Origin of the sequence: Promicromonospora iranensis (assembly GCF_028994775.1) — a bacterium.
Taxonomy (GTDB): domain Bacteria; phylum Actinomycetota; class Actinomycetes; order Actinomycetales; family Cellulomonadaceae; genus Promicromonospora; species Promicromonospora iranensis_A.
Window position 1 is genome coordinate 293,382 of the sequence record NZ_JAJQMN010000006.1, and the last position, 21,708, is coordinate 315,089.

The following is a 21,708-nucleotide window of genomic DNA, read 5'->3' on the forward strand; positions in this document are numbered from 1 at the left end:
GGAGACAGGCCGATGACGCAGACGGCCTGCGCCGCGCGGCTCAGCCGGCGTTGGGGGCGGTCTCCGGGTGGGCCGCGTCGTACTCCGCCCGCTCCCGGTCCACGCGGGCGCCGAGGCGGAGGGCGTAGATCCACAGCACCACGAAGATTCCGCCGACCAGGAACATCATCGGCACCAGCAGACCCATGGCGAGCACCGGGATCTGCGCCACGGTGCCCGCCGCCCGGCCGGCGGCCGAGCCCTGGGCCCGGGACAGGATCACGAGCACCAGCGCCAGGACTCCGCCCAGCACCCAGATCGCCGTGCTCGACTCGATCCGGAGCGGCCCGCGGCCGAACTCCGAGTCGCGCAGCCCCCACACCGCCAGGGTCGCGAAGATCACGAGGAAGACCTCGAGCAGCAGCGTGGTCGACGTGAACTGCACCAGCGCGGACTTCTTGGGCTTGATGGGGTCGCCGGGGGCGGGTCGGTCCTTGCTCACCGGACCAGGGTATCCGTCTCCCGGGAACCGGCGGGCTCCTCCACGACCGCCTCACCGCGAGCGACCATGCCTGCCTCGTTGGACAGCTTGACCTCCTTGAGGAAGAGCGCGAGCACGAGGCCGATCGCGACCAGCGGCACGAGGTACCAGAACGCCGGGGCGAGCGAGTCCGCGAACGCGTCGACCACGCCGCTGCGGAGCGGCTCGGGCAGCTGCTCGACGAGCGCCGGGGTCAGGCCCGAACCGCCGCCCGCGGGAGCCGTCCCCGCCGGGAGGTCCGCGAAGACACCCTGCAGGTTCTCGCTCAGCCGCGAGGTGAACACCGTGGTGAACGCCGCGGTGCCGACGGCGGCGCCGATCTCGCGGAAGAAGTTGTTCGACGACGTCGCCGTGCCCAGCTCGTGCGGGTCCACCGAGTTCTGCACGGCGAGCACGATGGTCTGCATGATGAGGCCCATGCCGGCGCCGAGGACGAAGATCATCGCGCCGAACAGCCACAGGGACATGCCGGCCTCGAGCCGCGTGAGCCAGATCATCCCGGCGATGGTGATCGCCAGGCCCACCACCGGGTACATCTTGTAGCGCCCGGACTTGGAGATCGCGAAACCGGACGCGATCGACGTCAGCATCACACCGGCCATCATCGGGAGCATCAGCAGGCCGGACTCCGTGACCCCGGCACCGGCCGACATCTGCAGGAAGGTCGGCAGCATCGCCATGGCCGAGAACATCCCCATGCCGAGCACCAGGCCGATGAGCGTGGTGATGGTGAACGTGCGGTTCTTGAAGAGCCGGAGCGGGATGAGCGGCTCGGACACCCGGTTCTCGATCAGCACGAACAGGCCGACCATCACCGCGGTGCCGACCAGCAGGGCGAGCAGCATCGGGTCGGACCAGTCGTAGCCGTCGTTGCCGAGCGACTCCCAGCTGGTGAGCAGCACGATGCCGGTGGTGCCCAGCGCCATGGTGAGGATGCCGCCCCAGTCGGTGGGCTTGCTGGACCGGTGCGAGGGCAGCTTGAGCGCGAAGTACGCGATGAACCACGCGGCGATGCCGATCGGCACGTTGATCCAGAAGGTCCAGCGCCAGCCGGGGCCGTCGGTGAGCCAGCCGCCGAGCAGCGGCCCGGCGACGGCCGAGATGCCGAACAGGGCACCCATGGGGCCCATGTACTTCCCGCGGTCGGACGCCGGGATGATGTCGGCGATGATCGCCTGCGACAGGATCATCAGGCCACCGCCGCCGAGGCCCTGCACGGCGCGCCAGGCCACCAGGGACTCGAACGTCTGGGCCATGCCGCCACCGACGGAGGCGACGACGAACAGACCGACCGCCACCAGGAACGGCCAGCGCCGTCCGTAGAGGTCACCGAACTTGCCGTAGAGCGGCATCGCGATGGCGATCGCCAGGATGTAGGCGGTGATGACCCAGCCCTGGTGCTCCACGCCGTGGAGCTCGCCCACGATGGTGGGCATGGCGGTACCGACGATGGTCTGGTCCAGGGAGGACAGGAACATCGAGGCCATCAGGGCCCCGAAGATCAGCCAGATCGTGCGCTGGTTGAGAACGACCAACGGCTTGTCCGGCGCCGTGGTCACGGCGTGGCTCATGGATGGTGCCTTTCTGGGGATCAGGTAGAGCGGAAAGATGTGGTGGGGAGAGGTCAGGAGTCGAGGTCGTGTGCGACGACGTCGACCAGCTGCGCCACGGCGGCAGGCAGGTGGTCGGCCGGGTCGCCGCTGTAGCCGGCGTGCTCCCAGGCGACGAGCGCCGTGCGGATCAGCAGCAGGACGAGCATCGTGAGCAGCTCGTTGTCCGTGCTGAAGGGCACGGCGGCCCGGCGCGCCTCGAAGAGCTCGACGAGCCGGCTCTTGTGGCGGTCCATCCAGATCACGTGGCGCTGGAGCAGGCGCGGCTCCTGCTGCATGAGGTCCATGGCCCGCACCACCCGGTCGTGGGCCTCCGCGTGCGGCCTGAGCAGGGAGGCGACCAGGACCTCCAGGTCCGACAGCAGCCGGCCGGTGGGGCCGCCCCCGACGAACGTCAGGACGACGTCCTCGGACAGGCCGGAGTCCTCCGCTCCGAGCACCGCGTCGTCCTTGGACTCGAAGTAGTTGAAGAAGGTGCGGGCCGAGACGCCTGCCTCGGCGCTGATCATCTCGACGGTCACGGCGTCCAGGCCGTGCTCCGCGACGAGCATCTGCGCCGCGTCGATCAGGGCGGCGCGCCGGGCACGCTTCTTCCGCTCGCGCAGGCCCTGCTCCGCCGGTGTCCCCTCGAGCGCCGCGGCGAGCTCCGCCAGGTCCGGGCGGGGTTCGGCGTCAGCGGGCGCAGCTGTGGCGCGCGAAGAGGTGGGGACCATGCCTCAATTCTTGCACCCCACGCAAAATTTCATCAACTGCAATAAGATGAGACGGCGCTCACACCTCGCCGAAGCCGCCGTCGATCATCTCCACCACCGTGGCCACCGCCTCCGCGGCCCGCTCCCCCGTCGCCTCCACGCGGAGCTCGCGGCCCTGCGTGGCGCCGAGGGCCATGAGCTGCAGCACGCTGGAGGCGTCGACGCCGTCGATGGTCACCGTGGCACCCAGCTCGGCCACCTTGCGCGAGACCAGCGCCGCCGGGCGCGCGTGCAGGCCGAGGGGGTTGCGCACCGTCACGGTCCGCGAGCTCCCGCTCTCGCCGTCCGGTCCGTCGTCCGGGCCACCGTCCGGTCCGTCGTCCGACGCCGTCCCGCTCGCCGCGGGCGACTGGGCCGCCTCGATCGCGGCGAACATCCGGATCGACGCGTTCGCCGACTCCAGCACGGTGGTCAGGTCCGCGCCGCCGTGCGCGGTCACCGCCGCGGCGACGGCACCCTCGACGAACGGCGCTCGCGCCAGCACCACGTGCTCGGCCAGGGACTCGTCGAGCTCCAGCACCGCCTCGACCGTGAGCACCGACGACCCGAGATCCCCGAGCACCACGACACCGCCGTCGTCACTGCGGCCGTCGTCACTGCGGTCGTCGTCACTGCCGCCGTCGCTCTCGCGGAGGCCGCCCTCGACGGACGCGATGTCGGCCAGCGCCGTCAGGACCTCCCCGAGGACCTTCTGGACCGCGTCGAGCGAGGTGCCGAGACCGCCGTCGGGCCCGCCGCCCACACCGCGGACGAGGACGTCGGGCGCCATCTGCGCCGCGAGCTCCGCGGTCCCGCGGGCCAGCTCGGCGGAGTGCGAGACGAGGACCAGGGCCACGCGCGCCGTCATGCCGCGCTGCTGGGGTCGGCCGGCGTCGGTCCCGACAGGGCCGCGGCCATCGCCGCACCCAGCACCAGCGCGGTGGACCGCGCCCCCGGATCCTCGTGCCCGGCGCTGCGTTCGCCGAGATACGAGGCGCGACCCTTGGTCGCGACCAGCGGGATCGTGCCCGTCGCCGCCGTATCGGCGGCCGCCGCCGCCGCCCGCAGGACGTCCACCTCGGAACCACCGTCATTTGCGGCAGCCTCGGCCGCCTCGACCGCCGCGTGCCACGCGTCGACCATCGTCTTCTCCCCCACCGTCGCCTTGCCGCGCGAGGACACACCCTCGAGCGCGGCCTCGAGCACTGCAACGACCGCGGGCGGATCGATCTGCGGCCGCCCGGACACCTTGGCCGCCCGCAGGTACGCCGTGCCGTACAGGGGACCGGACGCGCCGCCCACCGTGGACATCAGCGTGGTGGCGACGAGCTTCAGGACGTCACCGACGGTGCGCTCGTCCGGCCCCGACTCGGTGGCCGCGTCATCGAGCCGTGCGACCACCGCCTTGAAACCCCGGTCCAGGTTCTCGCCGTGGTCGCCGTCGCCGATCTGCCGGTCGAGCTCCGTGAGCTCGTCCTTCGCGTCCGCGATCGCGTCCGCCGTACGGCGCACCCATCGCTCCGCCCAGTCCGCGTCCAACGCCATGTCCGGAACCCTTCTCGTCTCATCGCCGGCGAGCTACCACCGGAGAGCTGCAGTGTTCACAGGCGCATCCCAGAGGGCTTCCAGCTCGTCGTCCAGACGGAGGACGGTGACCGATGCCCCCTGCATCTCGAGGGACGTCACGTAGTTGCCCACCAGCGAACGGGAGACCGTCACACCGCGCTCCTCAAGAAGGCGCCGCGCTCGACCATAGACCACGTAGAGCTCGGACAGCGGTGTGCCGCCCATACCGTTGACGAACAGCAACACTCGCTCGCCGCGGGCCAGAGCCAGGTCGTCCGCGACGGGTGTCAGGAGCATCTCCGTGACCGCGTCGGCATCGGCGGCGGGGACACGACGGCGGCCCGGCTCGCCGTGGATGCCGATGCCCACCTCGATCTCGTCGTCGGCCAGGTCGAAGCTCGGGCGGCCCACGTGCGGCACTCTCGGCGCGGCCAGTGCCACGCCCATCGACCGCACGTTCGCGATGACCCGCTCGGCGACGGCGGCCACCCCGGCGAGGTCGGCACCCCGGTCGGCGGCAGCTCCCGCGACCTTCTCGACGGCGAGCGTCCCGGCGACCCCGCGCCGGCCGGCGGTGTAGAGCGAGTCCTCGACGGCGACATCGTCGTTCACGAGCACCGACGCGACCTCGACGCCCTCCTCCACCGCGAGCTCCACCGCGGTCTCGAAGTTGAGCACGTCGCCCGTGTAGTTCTTGACGATGGTCAGGACACCGGCACCGCCGTCGGCCGCCTGGATCGCGGGCAGGATCTGGTCCGGCGTCGGCGAGGTGAACACGGCGCCCGGCACCGCGGCGTCGAGCATGCCGTCACCCACGAACCCGGCGTGCAGCGGTTCGTGCCCCGAACCGCCACCACTGACCAGGCCCACCTTGCCGGTCACCGCACCACCCGCGCGGACGACGAACACGGGCGCCGGACTGAGCCGGACCAGGTCGGCGTGGGCGAGCGCGAAGCCGGCCAAGGAGTCGGCGACGGCATCGGCTGGATCGTTCAGCAACTTCTTCACAACGACCTCCTTGCGGGGCTGTTCGACCCGGCGCCGGCGCCGGGCCCGCACACGAGTCCCTGAGGTTCATGTAACACCAGAACGCCGCCGTGCGTACAGCGCCGCCCTCCGCGGTTGTGCCGGGTCGTCCGGGACGGCGGTCAGCCGCGGCCGACCAGGATGCGCGTGTCCGCGACCGTGACCACGGAGCCGGTGACGAGCACGCCGGTGCCCACGCCGCCGCCGTGCTTGTCGTTGGCCTCGACGAGGTCGGCCGCGAGCTGCAGCGCCTCGTCGAGACGGTTGGCCAGGTGCACGCGCTCCTCCCCGAACACCTCGCGGGCCACGACCGCGAGGTCCTCCGGGTTCGCCGACCGCTCCGAGGAGTTCCGGGTCACCACGATCTCCGCGACCGTCGGCTCCAGGACGGAGAGGAGACCTTCGGCGTCCTTGTCCGCCATGACGGCGACGACGGCGACGATGTGTTCCAGGTTGAACGACTCTTCCAGCGCGTCCACCAGGGCTTCCGCACCGGCCGGGTTGTGCGCGACGTCGACCACCACGGTGGGGCTGGTCCGGACGACCTCGAGCCGGCCCGGAGCGTCGACGTCGCCGAACGCCGCCTCGACGATCTCGGCACCGAGCGCGCGTCCGCCGCTCATCAGCGCCTCGGTGGCCGCGAGCGCCAGCAGGGCGTTGTGCGCCTGGTGGGCACCGTGGAGAGGCAGGAAGATCTCGGTGTAGACGCCGGCGGGCGTGCGCAGGTCGACGAGCTGTCCGCCGACGGCGACCCGGCGGTCCACCACCTCGAGGTCCACTCCCTCACGGATGAGGTGGGCGTTCACGCTCTGGGCGCGCGCGAGGAGGGGCTCGTAGGCGGCGTCGCGCTGGTCCGCGATCACGGCGACCGCGCCGTCCTTGATGATGCCGGCCTTCTCTTCTGCGATCTCCTCGAGGGTGGAGCCGAGCCAGCGCTCGTGGTCCATGGCGATGGGCGTGATGATGGCGACCTCGCCGTCGACCACGTTGGTGGAGTCCCACCTTCCGCCCATGCCGACCTCGATGATGGCGACGTCGACGGGCGCGTCCGCGAACGCGGCGAACGCCATGACGGTGAGCACCTCGAAGAAGCTCAGGGGCGGCCCGCCCTGCTCCTGGGACTCGCGGTCGGCGACGCCGATGTAGGGCGCCACGTCCTCGAACACCTCGACGAAGCGCTCCTGGGTGAGCGGCTCGCCGTCGACGGCGATGCGCTCGGTGACGCTGGTCAGGTGCGGGGAGGTGAACCGGCCGGTGCGCAGTCCGTGCTCCCGCACGAGGCGCTCGACCATGCGCGCCGTGGAGGACTTGCCGTTGGTCCCGGTGACGTGGACTGTCCGGTAGGCGCGGTGCGGGTCACCGAGGAGCTCCAGGACGCGCTCGACGCGGGCCATGGTGGGGTCGATGTCGAATTCGGGGGCACGTGCCGCGATCTCGCGGCGTACTGCTTCAAAGGCTTCGTCCACGTGACGAGGATAGGGTTCCGGAATCAACGTTGCCGATCTCGTGCGGGGGCTCAGCAGGTGTCGGACGAGCAGCAGACGTCGAACGTGCCGGACGACCTCGCGGCCCGGTGGCTGGGCTTCGAGCAGATCTTCAGCCAGGACGGCTACGACGGCGGGCAGCCGACGTGGCCCACAGCGATGGCGCCGAGTGTGTCGGAGCCGACACCGGGGCTGGTCGAGATCAACGGAGCAACGCGTCCGCACGTCGTGGTAACCGCTCCGCACGCGACCAATCACGAGCGGGCCGGGGCGGGCAAGGTCGCGGACCGCGGCACGGGAGGGCTCGCCGCCCTCCTCGCCGAGGTGACCGGCTGCACCGCCCTGGTCGCGCTGGGCACCTCCGGTGATGCCAACTACGACGAGGAGCACCCCCTCAAGACGCGCCTGGCCGAGCTGCGGCCGACGATCGTCATCGATCTGCACGGTATGCGGAGCCGTCCGGAGTCCGACGTCGACCTCGGTACCGGTACGGGATCGGTCCCGTCGGGCGTCGTTGCCGCACTGGACGCGAGCGAGCTGCGCGTCACGACGAACGAGGTCTTCGACGCCATGCGGCCGACGACCGTGACGTCCTTCGCGCAGTCGCTCGGCATCTCCGCGGTGCAGGTCGAGATCGGGGCGCACCTGCGACCGCCGACGGGTGACGCTCCGGAGCTCGTTCGCCTCGTGATGGCCCTGGTGGCAGCGATCGAGCAGCCGGCGCTGACGACACCGTCCGGCATGGCTGCCGTGCCCGTCAAGATCGCGTCAGGGCTGCCGACCGCCGTCGTGCACCCTGACATGCTGCGCGGGACGGACGGCCCTGTTCCGGTCAGGGTCGGCGCGGGCGCTCGAACGACCGTGGCATGGGCTTGGAGCGCGGCGGCTGACGGGATCCCCGGGTCGGCCCGCCAGCTCTCCCCCGGCCAGGTCGGCATGAGCCGTCGGCTGCGCGCTGCCGTGGGCAATGCGCCCTCGGTCACGCTGCGGGTACCCCCGATCGTGACGCTGCGAACCCTTTCAGCGCTCGTCGACGACATGCCGAGCGCGGACGAGGTACAGGTCAACCCGAAGGACGTCCGCCCCGGTTCGTACCTCTTGGTGCAGGACGGGGTCACAGCATGGGTGCGGGCGGTCCCCCGCGACCACGTCCGCCGGGGTACCGTCCGGCTCGCCTACCATCTGCGGCTCCTGACGGCCTCCGACGGCGCGACGGACAACCCGCAGGTGGCTCTCGTCGCAGCCCCGCCCGAGATGGTCGAGCACACCTCTCCGACACGCCGGGCCGTTCGGGCGAGCGAGGCCGTCGACCGCACCATGGAGGGCCTGTGGCGAGCTCTCTTCCGCGCCCCTGAGTTCTCTGCGCGAGTGGTCCAGGCGCACGCGGGTGACGACGGCGCGTCGATCGTCACCCTCCACACCGCCGTGTTCGACCGCATCGGTATCCAGTCCGGTCAGCAGGTCCTCGTCCGGTGGGGCGGCCGCGAGGTGGTGGCGCTCGCTGTCGCGGACCACGACCCGCCGATCTCTGGTTCACCGACCCCGTCGATGAAGAAGGTGCAGCGGGTCAACCGGCTCTGGCCGGACCTACCGGAGGGGATATCACCCCACGTCACAGTTCGCTTGTCGACACGCCTTCGGGAGCAGCTCGGCGCACCGGTGGCCACCGTCGTCACGGTGCGGCGGCGCATGCGGCCGGTGCTCGTCCAGAACCTCAACTCGCTGGTCGTCCCGCTGGCGAGCCTGGTGCTCGCGGGAGCCGCCCTGCCCGATCCGCACTGGCCCGCCCTGGGGCTCGGCACAGCCCTGATGTCGGTATTCGCGCTCGCCCGCCTGCGCATCCCGCAACCGCGGAGCCGGGCACGAGTGGACAAGACCTGGGTCGACCAGATGCCAGGCCCTGTCGAAGCACATGGTTCTGGAGCCGGTCGAGGTGGTGAGAAGGTAGGCGGGTGACCGCCCAGCACCTTCCCGGAGACGCACCCTTCTTCCAGGAGTGGAGCGCCAAGCGACCCGGCACACGCCGGTCCCTGGCCCGCGCACGGGCGGTGGGCCAGGCCATCGGCACGTGGGACGACACGCCGCCGGTGCTCGCGGTCGTGGGTTCGAAGGGCAAGGGAACGACGGCGGTGCACGCAGCCGCGACGCTCTCCGCGACTTTGGTCGAGGACAGCCGTCAGGCCCACGTGGGGCTGGTCTCCTCGCCGGGTCTGCGGAACAACCGCGAACGGATGCGGTTCGACGGACAGGCCATCTCACCCGACGAGTACGAGCGGGTGTCCCAAGCACTGGCCCGGGCTCGGGAGTCAGTCCCGCCGTCCGACGATGGATATCTCTCGCCCACCGGGTCGTTCACGATCACGGGCGCCGCATGGGCCGCCGCGCGAGGCGCTGACGTACTCGTGCTGGAGGAGGGGCTCGGCGGACGATCTGACGAGGTCAGCCTGTTCGACCCCCTCGTGGTCGCCGTGACGAAAGTCTTCTACGAGCACGGCGAGCTGCTAGGCCCCACCCTCGACGACGTGGCGCGCGACCTGCTCGGCGTCGTTGGCCCCGCGACGCGGACGATCGTGACGGTGGCGCAGGACGCCGCGGTGACGGCGATCGTCAAGGAGACGGCCGCGCGGTTCGATGCCGAGCTGGTGACCGTGACCGCGGACTCGCCGACGTCAGCGCCGGCAGGTCTTGCGCCGATCACCCGGCTGAATGCCGCGGCCGGGGAGACTGCGGCCCGAGCGGTGGCCTCCGCTCTCGGCTGGCGCATCGGTGATGCCCGCGCCGCGGCCGCGCTGGCGAGCGTGCAGGTCCCGGGCCGGCTGAGTCGCCACACGCTCGGCGACGTGCCCGTGATGGTCGACGGCGCGATCTCGCCCGAGGGCCTCGCTGCCACCGTGGCTGACTACCTCCGGTGGCACGGGCGCCTGGACACCGTGGTGGCCAGTTTCCCGGACACCAAGGACGTCGCAGCGTGCTTCGCGGAGCTGCGCGGCTTTGAGCGGGTGATTCCCGCGCGGGCGGACGACTACCTGACGTTCACCAAGGCCGAGACGTTGCACGACAAGGTGTTGGACGCGCGGACGGCGCTCGCGCTGGGCTTCGAGACCGCCCGCTCACAGGGCGGCGGATGTCTGATGATCGGCACCCAGTCCTACGTGGGGATCGCGTTGGACCTACTGGACGTCGAGACCGAGACGGCGTTCGTTCCGCCGTCGGCCTGAGCACGCTGGGGGCCGCACTTCCAGGGTCGACACGTCGTCGGACTTTCATAAGTACAGTTATGATAAGTACACCTATGAAAGAGGCTACCATGTCAGACCTACGCCGACCCGCCGAGATGTTCGACCGTGACCGCGAGTGGGCCGCCCTGAGCGCGTTCGTCCAGGACTCGACCCGCGGTGCATCGCTCGGCATCGTGTCCGGCCGGCGACGACAGGGCAAGACCTTCCTGCTGCGCGCGCTGTGCCAGGCGACAGGCGGGTTCTACTTCGCGGCCGAGGAAGCCACGGACGTCGAGTCCCTGCAGCTCATCGGCGCGGCGCTGGCAGACCACCTCGGTGCTCCTGCCCCGTTGACGTTCCGCGACTGGAGCGAAGTGGTCGACGTGCTGCTCACGCTGGGCAAAGACGGTCCGACGCCTGTCGTGATCGACGAGTTCCCCTACCTGGTGCGCGCCAACCCGCGCCTGCCGTCGATCATCCAGAACGCGCTGGCGCCACTGCGGACGGAGCGCGACGAGAGCCGCACGCGGCTCCTCCTCTGCGGTTCAGCAATGTCGTTCATGGGCAAGCTGCTCAGCGGCGGCGCGCCCCTCCGCGGCCGAGCCGCCCTCGAGCTGGTCGTGCCGACGCTCGACCACCAGCTCGCCGCCCAGTTCTGGGACGTGGAAGACCCCGTGACGGCCCTGAAGGTGAACGCGATCGTCGGAGGAACTCCTGCCTACCGGCGAGAGTTCGCTCGTGACGACACGCCGCAGGGACCCGAGGACTTCGACCCATGGGTGGTGCGCACCGTCCTCTCGCCGACGAGTCCGCTCTTCCGCGAGGCCCGCTACCTCCTGGCCGATGAACCCGACCTGCGCGACACCGCCCTCTATCACTCGGTGCTGGCGGCCATAGCCTCCGGGAACACGACACGAGGCCACATCGCGTCCTACCTCGGACGCAAGTCCGGGGATCTCGCCCACCCCCTGACGGTCCTCGAAGACTGCGGACTCATCGTCCACGAGCCCGACGCGTTCCGCAGCAACCGAACGAACTTCCGGATTGCCGAACCCCTCATCACCTTCCATCACGCCGTGATGCGTCCCATCTGGTCCGACCTGGAACACACTCGCGATGCCTCGCGCCTGTGGCGTGCGGCGCAACGCCGCTTCACCGGCAATGTGCTCGGACCTCACTTCGAGCACGTCGTGCGTCACTGGGTCAGGCACCTCGCGCCCGAAGACCTGCTGAGCGACCTGCCGAACCTCGTCGGGGCAGGCGTCGTCAACGACCCTGCGGGTCGCACCAGCCATGAGATCGATGTGGCCGCGTTCGGGCACAACGACAGGGACGGTTCCCGGCCGCTCCTGGCGATCGGTGAGGTCAAGTGGGGTGACGTGATGGGTCGAGGGCACGTCGATCGGCTCACCCATGTCCGTTGGCTGCTCAGCGCGCAGGGGAAGCCCGGCGCCGAGACCGCACGCCTGCTGTGCGTCAGCGCGGCTGGGTTCACTCCGGAGCTTAGGGAGCGTGCAGAGACGGACGAAGGCCTTGTGCTGGTTGACGCGGCGGATCTATATGCGAGCGTCGAGCCCTGACTCAGAAATCGGGCGCCGGATCAGGCATCTGCGCGTCCAGCCAGGACCCGTTCGCCGGCGGCGGCACCATCGGCACCGGCCACGAGCTGTCGCTGGACCCTACGCACCTGGCGACGCCTCCCACGGGCAGAGCACCCGAACACCCAGGGGCATGAAGTGACGGACGTTGCGGGTAACCACTGTCATCCCGTGCGCCTCGGCGACCGCCGCGATCAGAGCGTCGTCGTACGGGGCATGCTCCGGGACGGCGTAGCGCGCGAGGATCCGCGCGGCGGACAGGTCGAACGGGAGAACACGGCCGGCGAAGCCGGGTAGGACCCGCTCCGCGAGCCAGCGTCGCAGGACCGCACCCTGGGCGGGGTCGGACTGCTCCTTGCGGACGACACCGCGCTCGATCTCCGCGACGGTCAGTGCCGTCACGTACTGGTCGGCAAGCGGGATGGCGCGCGCCCGGTCGGCGACCGCCGGCTCACGGTCCGGTCGCCGCAGCGCAGAGACGACGTCGGTGTCCAGGACATACATCAGAGCTCAGCCGTGCGGGCGGTCAGCCCCAGGCGCTCGGGCTCGAAGTCGATGTCGCCGCTCTCGGGCATGGCGAGGTAGTCGACGAGGCTCGTTGGCTCACCGACGAGGGCGTGCTGCATGATGGCGCGAGCCTCGGCCTCCATCGACCGGTGGTGCCAGGCAGCGCGCTCGGTCAGGCCAGCCTTGGTCCCGTCCGGGAGATTGCGGATGAGTATCTGTTCCATGATGACCACCTCCACGTGATATCGAGCCGGTGATATCACGCACGTCAAGAGCCCACCCGAGGGATCGATCGAGCCTGGTGTGGCAGCGGACGCATCAGGACCGCGGGCTCCAGTGCGGTCTTGAGCCGGTCCTACAGCGGCTTTGCTGCCGCCCGGTACTCGGCCAGAGGCACGTCCTGCGGGAGGAGCGACGTCACCAGAACGCCGAGCACCTGGCGATCTCCACGAGCTCATGGATCGACAGGTTCCCGTCCGAGCCCTCCCCGGAGCTGCGGGAACGCTCGATGTTCTGCAGGCAGCGGCCGTTCCTGGGAGAACCCGTTGCGGCCCGCGCACATCACGGGACGTGTTGCAGCATTTCACCCGGTGAAGAACGATGACAGCGCATCGTCGGCCGGCGGTGCTCCGGTCTACCAGGGGGAAACCGCGGTATGTGGCGAAACAGCACGGTCAAGCGCGCGATGCTCATCGGAACGATGGCTTTGACCGCCGCGCTCGCCGTGCCGGCGACGGCAGACACGACCGCCGTCAGCCCGCTCCTGGCGAACAATCCCGAGCAGATCTCCCCGGAATTCCACACAGCGGTCGAGTCCGCCGTGGATCATGCGGCCGGGGCTGCGACCGAGCTCGCGCTCGTTCCAGGCTTTGCCGGGGTCGCCGTCGACTACGCCGCCGGGAAGGTGACCGTCTCCTGGAAGGGCGAGGCGCCGCCCGCTGTCGGCGCCCTGGCGGCGCAGGTACCCGACGGCGTGACCGTCGACGTCGAGCGGGCCGCGCTCAGCGAGGCCGACCTGCGCACGGCGAGCACCCGGCTGATGGACAGCCAGCGGGCGCTGCACGGTTCCGGCGCCGTGGTCGCCGCACTCCCCGCCGAGGATTACGCCGGCCTCGTCGCCGAGGTCAGCCACGACTCGGCCGCCGCGCGGACGACCGGTCTCGCCGACGAGCTGGAGCAGGCCGCCGGGGTCCCCGTCCGGGTGGAGGTCGTCGACACCGAGGTGCAGCCCACCGCCACCACGCGTCGCAACGACGACGCGCCGTGGAACGCCGGCGGAGCGATGGCGACACGGGACGGGACCGACTACTGCACGACGGGCTTCTCGATCATCACCGCCGCGGGGAAGCACCGGGTCATCAGCGCCGCACACTGCAACCGCGGCGTCGGGTCGATCGTCCGCGACGGCGCGGGCCAGCCGCTGGGCAAGGTCACGCACCGCTCGCCGTCCCTCGACGCGCAGGCCATCGCGCCGTTCGACGCCCCGCGGACGACCCATGCCGTGTTCGGCGGTCCGTGGAACGCGTCGCCCTCCGACCCGCGCTACCGGTTCGAGGTCGCCGGGGTGCAGCGGCCCGCCGTCGGACAGGTCGTCTGCACCTCCGGAGCCGTCACCGGCGAGCACTGCGGCGCCCGCATCCAGGCCACCAACGTGGCATGGAGCTGCGGCGACCGCACCTGCCACGGGTTCCGGGCCAGCCGCAGTGACGGAGGCGTCGTGGTCGGTGGCGGGGACAGCGGCGGACCGATCTACGCGGTCATCGGCGGGCGGGCCTACGCGCGCGGGATGATCGACGGCGGCTCGAACCGCCGCAGCTGCGGCCGGACGTCGGTGCCCACACAGTGCTTCTCGTACGTGTACGGCATCCCGATGGTGGACATCCTCGACGCCTGGAACGCGCGCATCTACAGCTGACCCGCGGGCGCCGGTCGAGCTTGCCGGGACCAGGTCTCGACAAGCTCGACCGACGGACCGACGGACCGGCGAAGGCTCAGGCCTTCGTCACGGACACCGTCCGCTCGACCCCGGCCGTCACGGCCAGCGACGTCGCCAGCGTCTCGCGCGTCACCAGCTCGCGGTGCTCCTCGACGGCGGCGACCCACTCGGCCGGCACCGTCAGCTCGAGCGCGATGCGGTCGGCGACCTGCAGGCCGGCGGCCTTACGGGCGTCCTGCACGTCGCGCACGACGTCGCGGGCGTAACCCTCGGCGCGCAGCGCGTCGTCGAGCGCGAGGTCGAGCACGACGAAACCGCCACCGGTCAGGACCGCCGCGGCCGTCTCAGCGGGGTCGGCGCCCGCGGCTGACGGGTCCTGGGCTTCCTGGGGAGCGACCACCGTCGTCAGCTCGTACTCGGTCTCGAGCAGCTCGACGTCGCCCCCGTCCGTCGCGACGACCACAGCACCGGCGTCGGTCTTGGACCAGGCGCCGGACTTCGCGGCCTTGATCACTGCCTGCACACCGCGCCCGAGGCGCGGGCCGGCGGCACGGGCGTTGACCGCGAGGCGCTCGGAGATGCCGTACTCGGTGGCGACCTCCGGGGAGAACGCGACGAGCCGCACCTCCTTGACGTTCAGCTCCGTCTCCAGCAGCCCGGTGAATGGCGCGACGCCATCCGGGTCCGCGACGGCCACGACCAGGGAGCGCAGCGGCTGCCGCACACGCAGCTTGTTCGCCTTGCGCAGCGCGAGCGTCTGCGACACCACGGCGCGCGCGGACTCGACGGCAGCCACGAGCGCGTCGTCGGCCACGAGCACGTCACCGACGTACCCCGCGCTCTGGACAGGCTCGGCCGGGGCGGTGCCGTCCAGCGACGGCCAGTCCGCCAGGTGCACGGAGCGCCCGCCGGTCAGACCGCGCCAGACCTCCTCGCTGAGCAGCGGCGCCAGGGGCGCCATCACGCGGCACAGCACCTCGAGCGCCGTCGACAAGGTGTCGAACGCGTCGGCGTCCTCGGCCCAGAACCGGTCGCGCTGCGTGCGCACGTACCAGTTGGTCAGGGCGTCGAGGTACTGGCGCACGGAGTCGCAGGCACCCGCGATGTCGTAGGTGTCGAGCTGCTCTGTCGTGTCCGAGACCAGCTTCCGCGTGCGCGCGAGCAGGTAGCGGTCCATGACGGGCAGCCCGGCCACCCGCTCGGCGGTCAGGGGCTGCGCGGAGTAGCCGGTACCGTCGTCGGCGGTGTTGGCGTACAGGGTGAAGAAGTAGTACGTGCTCCACAGCGGCAGCAGCACCTGGCGGACGGCGTCGCGGATGCCCTCCTCGGTGACCACGAGGTTGCCGCCGCGCAGGATCGGCGAGGCCATGAGGAACCAGCGCATCGCGTCCGACCCGTCACGGTCGAAGACCTCGTTCACGTCCGGGTAGTTCTTCAGCGACTTCGACATCTTGCGGCCGTCGGAACCCAGCACGATGCCGTGCGAGAGCGCCGTCTGGAAGGACGGGCGGTCGAACAGGGCCGTGGCCAGCACGTGCAGCGTGTAGAACCAGCCGCGCGTCTGCCCGATGTACTCGACGATGAAGTCGCCCGGGTAGTGGTGCTCGAACCAGTCTGCGTTCTCGAACGGGTAGTGCACCTGGGCGTACGGCATCGAGCCGGAGTCGAACCAGACGTCCAGCACGTCCTCGACGCGGCGCATGGTGGACTGCCCCGACGGGTCGTCCGGGTTGGGCCGGGTCAGGTCGTCGATGAACGGGCGGTGCAGGTCCGGGTTGCCGTCCTTGTCCTGCGGCAGCCGCCCGAAGTCACGCTCGATCTCCGCGAACGACCCGTACACGTCGATGCGGGGGTAGGCGGGGTTGTCCGACTTCCAGACCGGCACGGGCGAGCCCCAGAAGCGGTTCCGGGTGATCGACCAGTCGCGCGCGTTCTCCAGCCACTTGCCGAACTGGCCCTGCTTGATGTGGTCGGGCACCCAGGTGATCTGGTCGTTCAGCTCGACCATGCGGTCCTTGAACTTCGACACCTCGACGAACCACGACGACACGCCCATGTAGATGAGCGGCTGCCGGCAGCGCCAGCAGTGCGGGTAGGAGTGCGCGTACTGCTCGCGCCGCAGCAGCACCGTGCCCGACGACGTCCGACCCGCCTCGGTGCCTTCCGCACCCCGCGTACGGGCCTTGAGGTGGTCGATGATCGACGCGTTCGCATCGAAGACCTGCAGCCCCACGTACTCCTCGACGGGGAAGGTGAACCGCCCGTCGGCGCCTACGGGGATGACCGGCTCGACACCCTCGCGGTCGCTGACCTGCTTGTCCTCCTCACCGAAGGCGCCGGCGTTGTGCACCAGGCCGGTACCGTCGGTGGTCGTGACGAAGTCGGCCTCGACCACACGGTGCGCACCCTCGTGGCCCGCGAAGTACGAGAACGGCGGAGCGTAGGCGGCGCCCAGGAGATCGCTGCCCTTGAGCCGTCCGACGACGTTCGGCGCCTCGGCGCCGTCGTCCGTCAGCTCCCGCGCGTAGGAGTCCACGCGGGCCTCCGCGAGGACGTACCGCTGCGGGGAGCCGGTGAAGGAGGACTCGACGATCGCGTAGTCGACGTCCGGCCCCACCATGACGAGCAGGTTGGAGGGCAGGGTCCACGGCGTGGTGGTCCAGATCAGCAGGTGGTCGCCGACGCGGAGCGCGTCGTCTCCTGTGGCCGAGCTCGCCGGGGCCTCCGTCACCGCGAACCCGACGGTCACCGCGGGGTCCTGCCGCTGCTGGTAGACGTCGTCGTCCATGCGCAGCTCGTGGTTGCTCAGCGGCGTCTGGTCGTTCCAGCAGTAGGGCAGCACACGGAAGCCCTCGTAGATGAGGCCCTTGTCGAACAGCGACTTGAAGGCCCAGAGCACCGACTCCATGAACGTCGGGTTCAGGGTCTTGTAGTCGTTGTCGAAGTCCACCCAGCGGGCCTGACGCGTCACGTACGTGCGCCACTCGTCGGTGTACTTGAGCACGCTGGAGCGGCAGGCCTGGTTGAACTTGTCGATGCCGAGCTCGACGATCTCGTCCTTGGTCTTGATCCCGAGCTGGCTCATCGCCTCCAGCTCCGCCGGCAGGCCGTGCGTGTCCCAGCCGAAGCGCCGCTCGACGCGCTGCCCCTTCATGGTCCGGTAGCGCGGCACCACGTCCTTCGCGTACCCGGTCAGCAGGTGACCGTAGTGCGGCAGGCCGTTCGCGAACGGCGGGCCGTCGTAGAAGACGAACTCGTTGCTGCCGTTCTCGCCGGCCGGTCGGGCCTCGACGGACGCGCGGAAGGTGTCGTCCTTCTCCCAGTACTCGAGGACGTCGCGCTCGAGGTCGGGCAGGCTGGGCGACGCGGGCACGGGGGTGGCGGCGTCGCTAGGACGGTGCAGCGGATAGGCCATTGTTCTTCTGGCTCCTGGCGGTTCAGCGGTTCGGCAGCAGGTGGACTTCTGTGGTGCTTCTGCTGCGAGGACGCCGCACCTGGGTGCGCCGCGGTACCACCCCGCTTGCCGCTCGCTCACGCGTACGGCCGCTCGTTGACGGCTGTGACGGGCCTACCCGTCCGGTTCTACTGGGGTCCCGCTGCCTGACCCTTCGACGTGCTCGGGGCGGCGCGGCAGGGGGACCTGTTCTTCCGGAGGCTCACCGGTGATGGCCGGGTCGATGCCTGTGGGGCAATCGTACCGGGCGACGGCAACCGGAAAATCCCGCCGTCTGGTCGGGAGCACGGGTCACGGGCGCGGTACCACCGCCAGGGGCGACTGGCCCAGCCATACCGGCAGGTCACGGCGGGCCTCGGCGGGCCCGTCCAGGCTCACCGCCTCTCCGCGCAGTGCCATCTGCCACGACAGGTCCCCGCGCCACACCCGGACGAGCGTGCGCAGCGCGGCCGACACCGTCACCGTCGCCTCGTACCCGGGGTCGTAGTCGCAGATGTCCACCTCCCCGTCGCGCACCACCAGCCACCAGTGCGCGACAGGTGCGGAGACGCCGTCGAACCGGAACGCGACCACCGTGCGCTCACGCGGCCAGGCGTTCACGGGCACCGTGCGCCGCATGTCCCACATCAGCAGGTGCGGGTCCAGGTCAGCCTCACCGAGGCCACCGACCCAGCGCGTGCCCCAGGCGCCGAGGCTCTCCACGAGCGGTCGCAGCTCCTCGCCCGCCTGGGTGAGCCGGTAGCCGGGATGGTCGTCCGCCTCGTAACGCCGCACCACACCGGCACGCTCCAGGGAGCGGAGCCGTTTGGCCAGCAGGGCCGGGGACATCTTCGGGACGCCGCGCCGCAGCTCGTTGAACCGGGTGCTGCCCGCCAGCAGCTCACGGACCACCAGGAGGGTCCACCGCTCGTCGAGCACCTCCATGGCCTTGGCCACGGGGCAGAACTGACCGTACGTCGTCATGACGCCTCCTCGCCGGGCCCCCGCACCCCCAAGTCAACGCCCCGCTGGGTCGCCACACCAGTACAGATCGTGAACCTCACCCGGTACAGATCAAGCACTGGCGGACGGGCGCCGGCCGGGCGGACAGTGAGACTCCCAGACCTTCCAGGCAAGGAGCAGTCCCATGAGCGACACCGCCGTCGTCCCACCCGACGTCCTGACCGCCGTCCGCACCAAGCACCGCGCCCTGTGGGCGCTCGGCGACTACCCGGCGGTCGCCACCGAGGTGATCCCGGCACTGGGCCCGATCCTGGTCGAGGCAGCCGGCGTGCGGCCGGGCGATCACGTGCTCGACGTCGCGGCGGGCTCCGGCAACGCCGCCATCCCTGCCGCAATCGCCGGCGCGCACGTGATCGCCTCGGACCTCACGCCCGAGCTGTTCGACGCCGGCCGGGCCGCCGCCGCTACCAGCGGCACCGAGATCACGTGGGCTGAGGCCGACGCCCACTCCCTCCCGTTCGACGACGCGGCATTCGACCGGGTCCTGTCCTGCGTCGGGGTCATGTTCGCCCCGTTCCACCAGGTCGCCGCCGACGAGCTGCTGCGCGTCACCCGGCCCGGCGGGACCATCGGGCTCATCGCCTGGACGCCCACAGGGTTCATCGGCCAGATGTTCGCCGCCATGAAGCCGTTCGCTCCGGCCCCGCCGCCCGGCGCCGAGCCGCCGCCCCGGTGGGGCGACGAGGCGCACGTGCGCGCCCTGCTCGGCGACGGCGTCACGGACGTACGAGCGGAGGTACGTTCGCTGCCGGTCTCCCGGTTCGCCTCCGGCGTGGAGTTCCGCGAGTTCTTCAAGGCCGTCTACGGCCCCACCATCGCGGTCTACCGCAACGTGGCCGACGACGCCGGGCGCACCGCCGTCCTCGACCAGGCGCTGTTGGACCTCGCCGCCAGGTTCCAGGACGCCGACGGCGCCATGGGCTGGGACTACCTGCTGCTCACAGCGACACGCGCCTGACGGTCAGCCCACCGACACGTCGACCGTGTGCCAGCCCGTCGCGCCGTCGGGTGCCGGCGGTGCCTCGGCCTCGGTCTGGACCAGGCCCTCGGTGTCGGTGGCCCGGACCGCGAGGGTGTGGTCGCCGGCCTCCAGGTCGAGGGACACCCGCCACTGGCGCCACGTGTCGGAGCCCACGGTCTCGGCGAGCTCGGCGGTGACCCAGTCGCCGTCGTCGGCCCGGACCTCCACCCTGCCGATGCCCGTGTGCTGGGCCCACGCCACGCCTGCCACCGTCACGGCGCCGGCCGCCACCGACTCGCGCGGCACGTCGATCCGCGACTGGACCTTGATCGGGCCCAGCGCCGACCAGCCGCGCGGGGTCCAGTAGCCCTGGTCGGCGTCGAAGGTGGTGACCTTGAGCGAGGTGACCCACTTGGTGGCCGACACGTACCCGTACAGGCCGGGCACCACGAGCCGTGCGGGGAAGCCGTGGTCCACCGGGAGCGGCTCCCCGTTCATGCCGATCGCGAGCAGGCTGGCCCGGTCCGGGTCCTGCAGCACGTCGAGCGGCGTCCCGGCGGTGAACCCGTCGTCGCTGCGGGACAGCACCATGTCCGCGCCCGCCTGCGGCTTGGCGCGCTCCAGCAGCGCCCGGATCGGGTAGCCCAGCCACAGCGCGTTGCCGATGAGATCACCGCCGACGGAGTTGCTGACGCACGCGAGCGTCACGTGGTGCTCCTCGAGCGGCAGGGCGAGCAGCTCGTCCCAGGTGATCGTGAACGGCTCGTCCACCATGCCATGGACCTCCAGCGACCAATCCGCCGGGTCCAGCTGCGGCACCCGAAGCGCCGTGTCGATGCGGTAGAAGTCAGAATTCGGCGTGACGTACGGCGCCAGGCCGGCGAGCTCCAGGTCGGCGCCCGCGGGGACCGGCGGCGCCGTCTCGCGTGCGGCGGGCAGGCGGATCTTCTCGCGCACGACGTTCACGGCCGCCGAGCCCGCCGACAGCACCCGCGAGCCCGCCAGCGCGAGCACGGCCACACCCGCGGCGATCCCGGTGACCGCGAGGAAGCCGCGCCGGTCCACCACGGTGCCCGTCTCGGCCCGCAGGTCCGCCGCCGGCCGCAGCCTGGCGATCGCCGACCGCAGCAGGAGCACCGCGCCGCCGATCCCGACGACGCTGGGCAGCGCCCACAGCGGCGTCGCGTCCGGGCGCAGCACGGCGACGATCGCCCCGACGACGCCGACCGCGCCGATCAGCAGCGCGCCCGAGGGCGGGCGACGCAGCTCCAGCCACCCCGCGAGCGCCGCGCCCAGCGCCAGCACCAGGCCCATCGAGCCGAGGAGCACCGCCTTGTCGTTGGTGCCGAACGCCTCCACGGCGAAGTCCTTGAGCCACGGCGGCACGACGTCGATGACGGCGGCGCCGCCCGCGAACAGGGTGCTCGCGCCGGGTGCGACGACCGCGGCGACGAGCTCCGCGATCGCCAGCCCCGCCGCACCCGCGACGACGCCCGCCAGTGCGGCCCAGCCTGCGTCGTGCGGTGCGCCGTGTGCCCGCGGGGGCGCGGGGCTCTCAGTTGCCTGGGTCATAACGCTCAGCCTGGCACGCGGAGGCCAGTTCGCCGGGGTCCGGGGGCGCACCGTCATGAGCCTGTAAGGACACGATCGGCGACTTCGGTCGGTTGCACCTGTTCCATACCCGACTTCGGTCGGATGCACCGACCCCGTACCCGACTTCGGTCGGTCGCACCCACCCCACACCCGACTTCGGTCAGTCGCACCCACCCCACACCCGACTTCGGTCAGTCGCACCCACCCCACACGCGACTTCGGTCGGTTGGGTCGAGATCGGTCGGTTGACTGACCGATCTCGACCCAACCGACCGAAGTCAGCAAACTCGCCATCAAAGGACCGAACTCACCGCCTCGATCCCGGCGCAGCTCCCCGAGGCGCTCACCCCCGCAACGCGACCAGGCGACCCACGTCTAGCCTCCCCGCCGGTCGAGCCTCCCCGCCGGTCGAGCCACCCTTCCGGTCGCACCACCCTGCCGGTCGCGACACCCTGCCGGTCCCGACACCCTGCCCCTGCCGGTCGAGCGGCCAGCGGGGTGC

At 71.1% G+C, this 21,708-nt stretch carries 17 protein-coding genes; 5 read left to right on the forward strand and 12 right to left on the reverse strand.

Annotation, left to right across the window (positions count from 1 at the left end):
• Positions 1–40: 40 nt before the first annotated feature.
• The 7 genes from LUU90_RS13470 to LUU90_RS13500 form a co-directional block, all read right to left on the reverse strand.
• Positions 41–481: a DUF4233 domain-containing protein gene (locus tag LUU90_RS13470; RefSeq protein WP_275003935.1), complete on the reverse strand. Its 441-nt coding sequence runs from the start codon at positions 479–481 to the stop codon at positions 41–43.
• A complete protein-coding gene (locus LUU90_RS13475; RefSeq protein WP_275003936.1) occupies positions 478–2,091 on the reverse strand; it encodes an MDR family MFS transporter in 1,614 nt (537 codons plus the stop codon). The genes LUU90_RS13470 and LUU90_RS13475 overlap by 4 nt, the downstream gene beginning before the upstream one ends.
• A gap of 53 nt (positions 2,092–2,144) precedes the next feature.
• Complete coding sequence (locus LUU90_RS13480; protein ID WP_275003937.1) at positions 2,145–2,843, reverse strand: TetR/AcrR family transcriptional regulator; 699 nt, start codon at positions 2,841–2,843, stop codon at positions 2,145–2,147.
• Between the two features lie 58 nt (positions 2,844–2,901).
• Positions 2,902–3,729 carry an HPr family phosphocarrier protein gene (locus LUU90_RS13485; RefSeq protein WP_275003938.1) on the reverse strand — a complete coding sequence of 276 codons (828 nt, stop codon included), beginning with the start codon at positions 3,727–3,729 and terminating at the stop codon, positions 2,902–2,904.
• Positions 3,726–4,406 (reverse strand): dihydroxyacetone kinase subunit DhaL, encoded by a 681-nt coding sequence (gene dhaL, locus LUU90_RS13490; RefSeq protein WP_275003939.1) that lies wholly within the window; start codon positions 4,404–4,406, stop codon positions 3,726–3,728. Before dhaL ends, LUU90_RS13485 begins: the two co-directional genes overlap by 4 nt.
• A 33-nt stretch (positions 4,407–4,439) precedes the next feature.
• The gene (gene dhaK / locus LUU90_RS13495) at positions 4,440–5,435 is read right to left on the reverse strand and encodes a dihydroxyacetone kinase subunit DhaK (RefSeq protein WP_275003940.1); all 996 of its coding nucleotides are present in this window, start codon (positions 5,433–5,435) and stop codon (positions 4,440–4,442) included.
• 140 nt (positions 5,436–5,575) lie between these two features.
• Positions 5,576–6,919 carry a bifunctional folylpolyglutamate synthase/dihydrofolate synthase gene (locus LUU90_RS13500; protein ID WP_275003941.1) on the reverse strand — a complete coding sequence of 448 codons (1,344 nt, stop codon included), beginning with the start codon at positions 6,917–6,919 and terminating at the stop codon, positions 5,576–5,578.
• A gap of 57 nt (positions 6,920–6,976) precedes the next feature.
• Between LUU90_RS13500 and LUU90_RS13505 the strand changes: the two genes are divergently transcribed.
• The 3 genes from LUU90_RS13505 (at position 6,977) to LUU90_RS13515 (ending at position 11,735) form a co-directional block, all read left to right on the forward strand.
• Entirely contained in the window at positions 6,977–8,893 is a 1,917-nt protein-coding gene (locus LUU90_RS13505; protein ID WP_275003942.1) for a hypothetical protein, read from the forward strand.
• The gene (locus LUU90_RS13510) at positions 8,890–10,155 is read left to right on the forward strand and encodes a hypothetical protein (RefSeq protein ID WP_275003943.1); all 1,266 of its coding nucleotides are present in this window, start codon (positions 8,890–8,892) and stop codon (positions 10,153–10,155) included. Before LUU90_RS13505 ends, LUU90_RS13510 begins: the two co-directional genes overlap by 4 nt.
• A gap of 89 nt (positions 10,156–10,244) precedes the next feature.
• Entirely contained in the window at positions 10,245–11,735 is a 1,491-nt protein-coding gene (locus tag LUU90_RS13515) for an AAA family ATPase (protein ID WP_275003944.1), read from the forward strand.
• Between the two features lie 99 nt (positions 11,736–11,834).
• Here the strand turns inward: LUU90_RS13515 and LUU90_RS13520 are convergent, their stop codons facing one another.
• Both LUU90_RS13520 and LUU90_RS13525 read right to left on the reverse strand, forming a co-directional pair.
• Entirely contained in the window at positions 11,835–12,257 is a 423-nt protein-coding gene (locus tag LUU90_RS13520) for a type II toxin-antitoxin system VapC family toxin (protein ID WP_275003945.1), read from the reverse strand.
• The gene (locus tag LUU90_RS13525) at positions 12,257–12,484 is read right to left on the reverse strand and encodes a FitA-like ribbon-helix-helix domain-containing protein (RefSeq protein ID WP_275003946.1); all 228 of its coding nucleotides are present in this window, start codon (positions 12,482–12,484) and stop codon (positions 12,257–12,259) included. The genes LUU90_RS13520 and LUU90_RS13525 overlap by 1 nt, the downstream gene beginning before the upstream one ends.
• A gap of 476 nt (positions 12,485–12,960) precedes the next feature.
• Here LUU90_RS13525 and LUU90_RS13530 point away from each other — a divergent pair, with 476 nt between their 5' ends.
• On the forward strand, positions 12,961–14,175 hold the full coding sequence (locus LUU90_RS13530; protein ID WP_275003947.1) for a hypothetical protein: 1,215 nt from the start codon (positions 12,961–12,963) through the stop codon (positions 14,173–14,175).
• Between the two features lie 76 nt (positions 14,176–14,251).
• Here LUU90_RS13530 and ileS read toward each other — a convergent pair whose 3' ends face one another.
• Both ileS and LUU90_RS13540 read right to left on the reverse strand, forming a co-directional pair.
• Positions 14,252–17,611, reverse strand: coding sequence for an isoleucine--tRNA ligase (ileS, locus tag LUU90_RS13535; protein WP_275003948.1), 3,360 nt, complete (start codon positions 17,609–17,611; stop codon positions 14,252–14,254).
• Positions 17,612–17,941: 330 nt separating this feature from the next.
• The gene (locus LUU90_RS13540) at positions 17,942–18,613 is read right to left on the reverse strand and encodes a winged helix-turn-helix transcriptional regulator (protein ID WP_275003949.1); all 672 of its coding nucleotides are present in this window, start codon (positions 18,611–18,613) and stop codon (positions 17,942–17,944) included.
• A 163-nt stretch (positions 18,614–18,776) separates the two neighbouring features.
• Between LUU90_RS13540 and LUU90_RS13545 the strand changes: the two genes are divergently transcribed.
• Positions 18,777–19,610 (forward strand): class I SAM-dependent methyltransferase, encoded by an 834-nt coding sequence (locus LUU90_RS13545; protein WP_275003950.1) that lies wholly within the window; start codon positions 18,777–18,779, stop codon positions 19,608–19,610.
• 3 nt (positions 19,611–19,613) lie between these two features.
• Here the strand turns inward: LUU90_RS13545 and LUU90_RS13550 are convergent, their stop codons facing one another.
• Positions 19,614–21,185 carry a molybdopterin-dependent oxidoreductase gene (locus tag LUU90_RS13550; protein WP_275003951.1) on the reverse strand — a complete coding sequence of 524 codons (1,572 nt, stop codon included), beginning with the start codon at positions 21,183–21,185 and terminating at the stop codon, positions 19,614–19,616.
• Positions 21,186–21,708 lie beyond the last annotated feature (523 nt).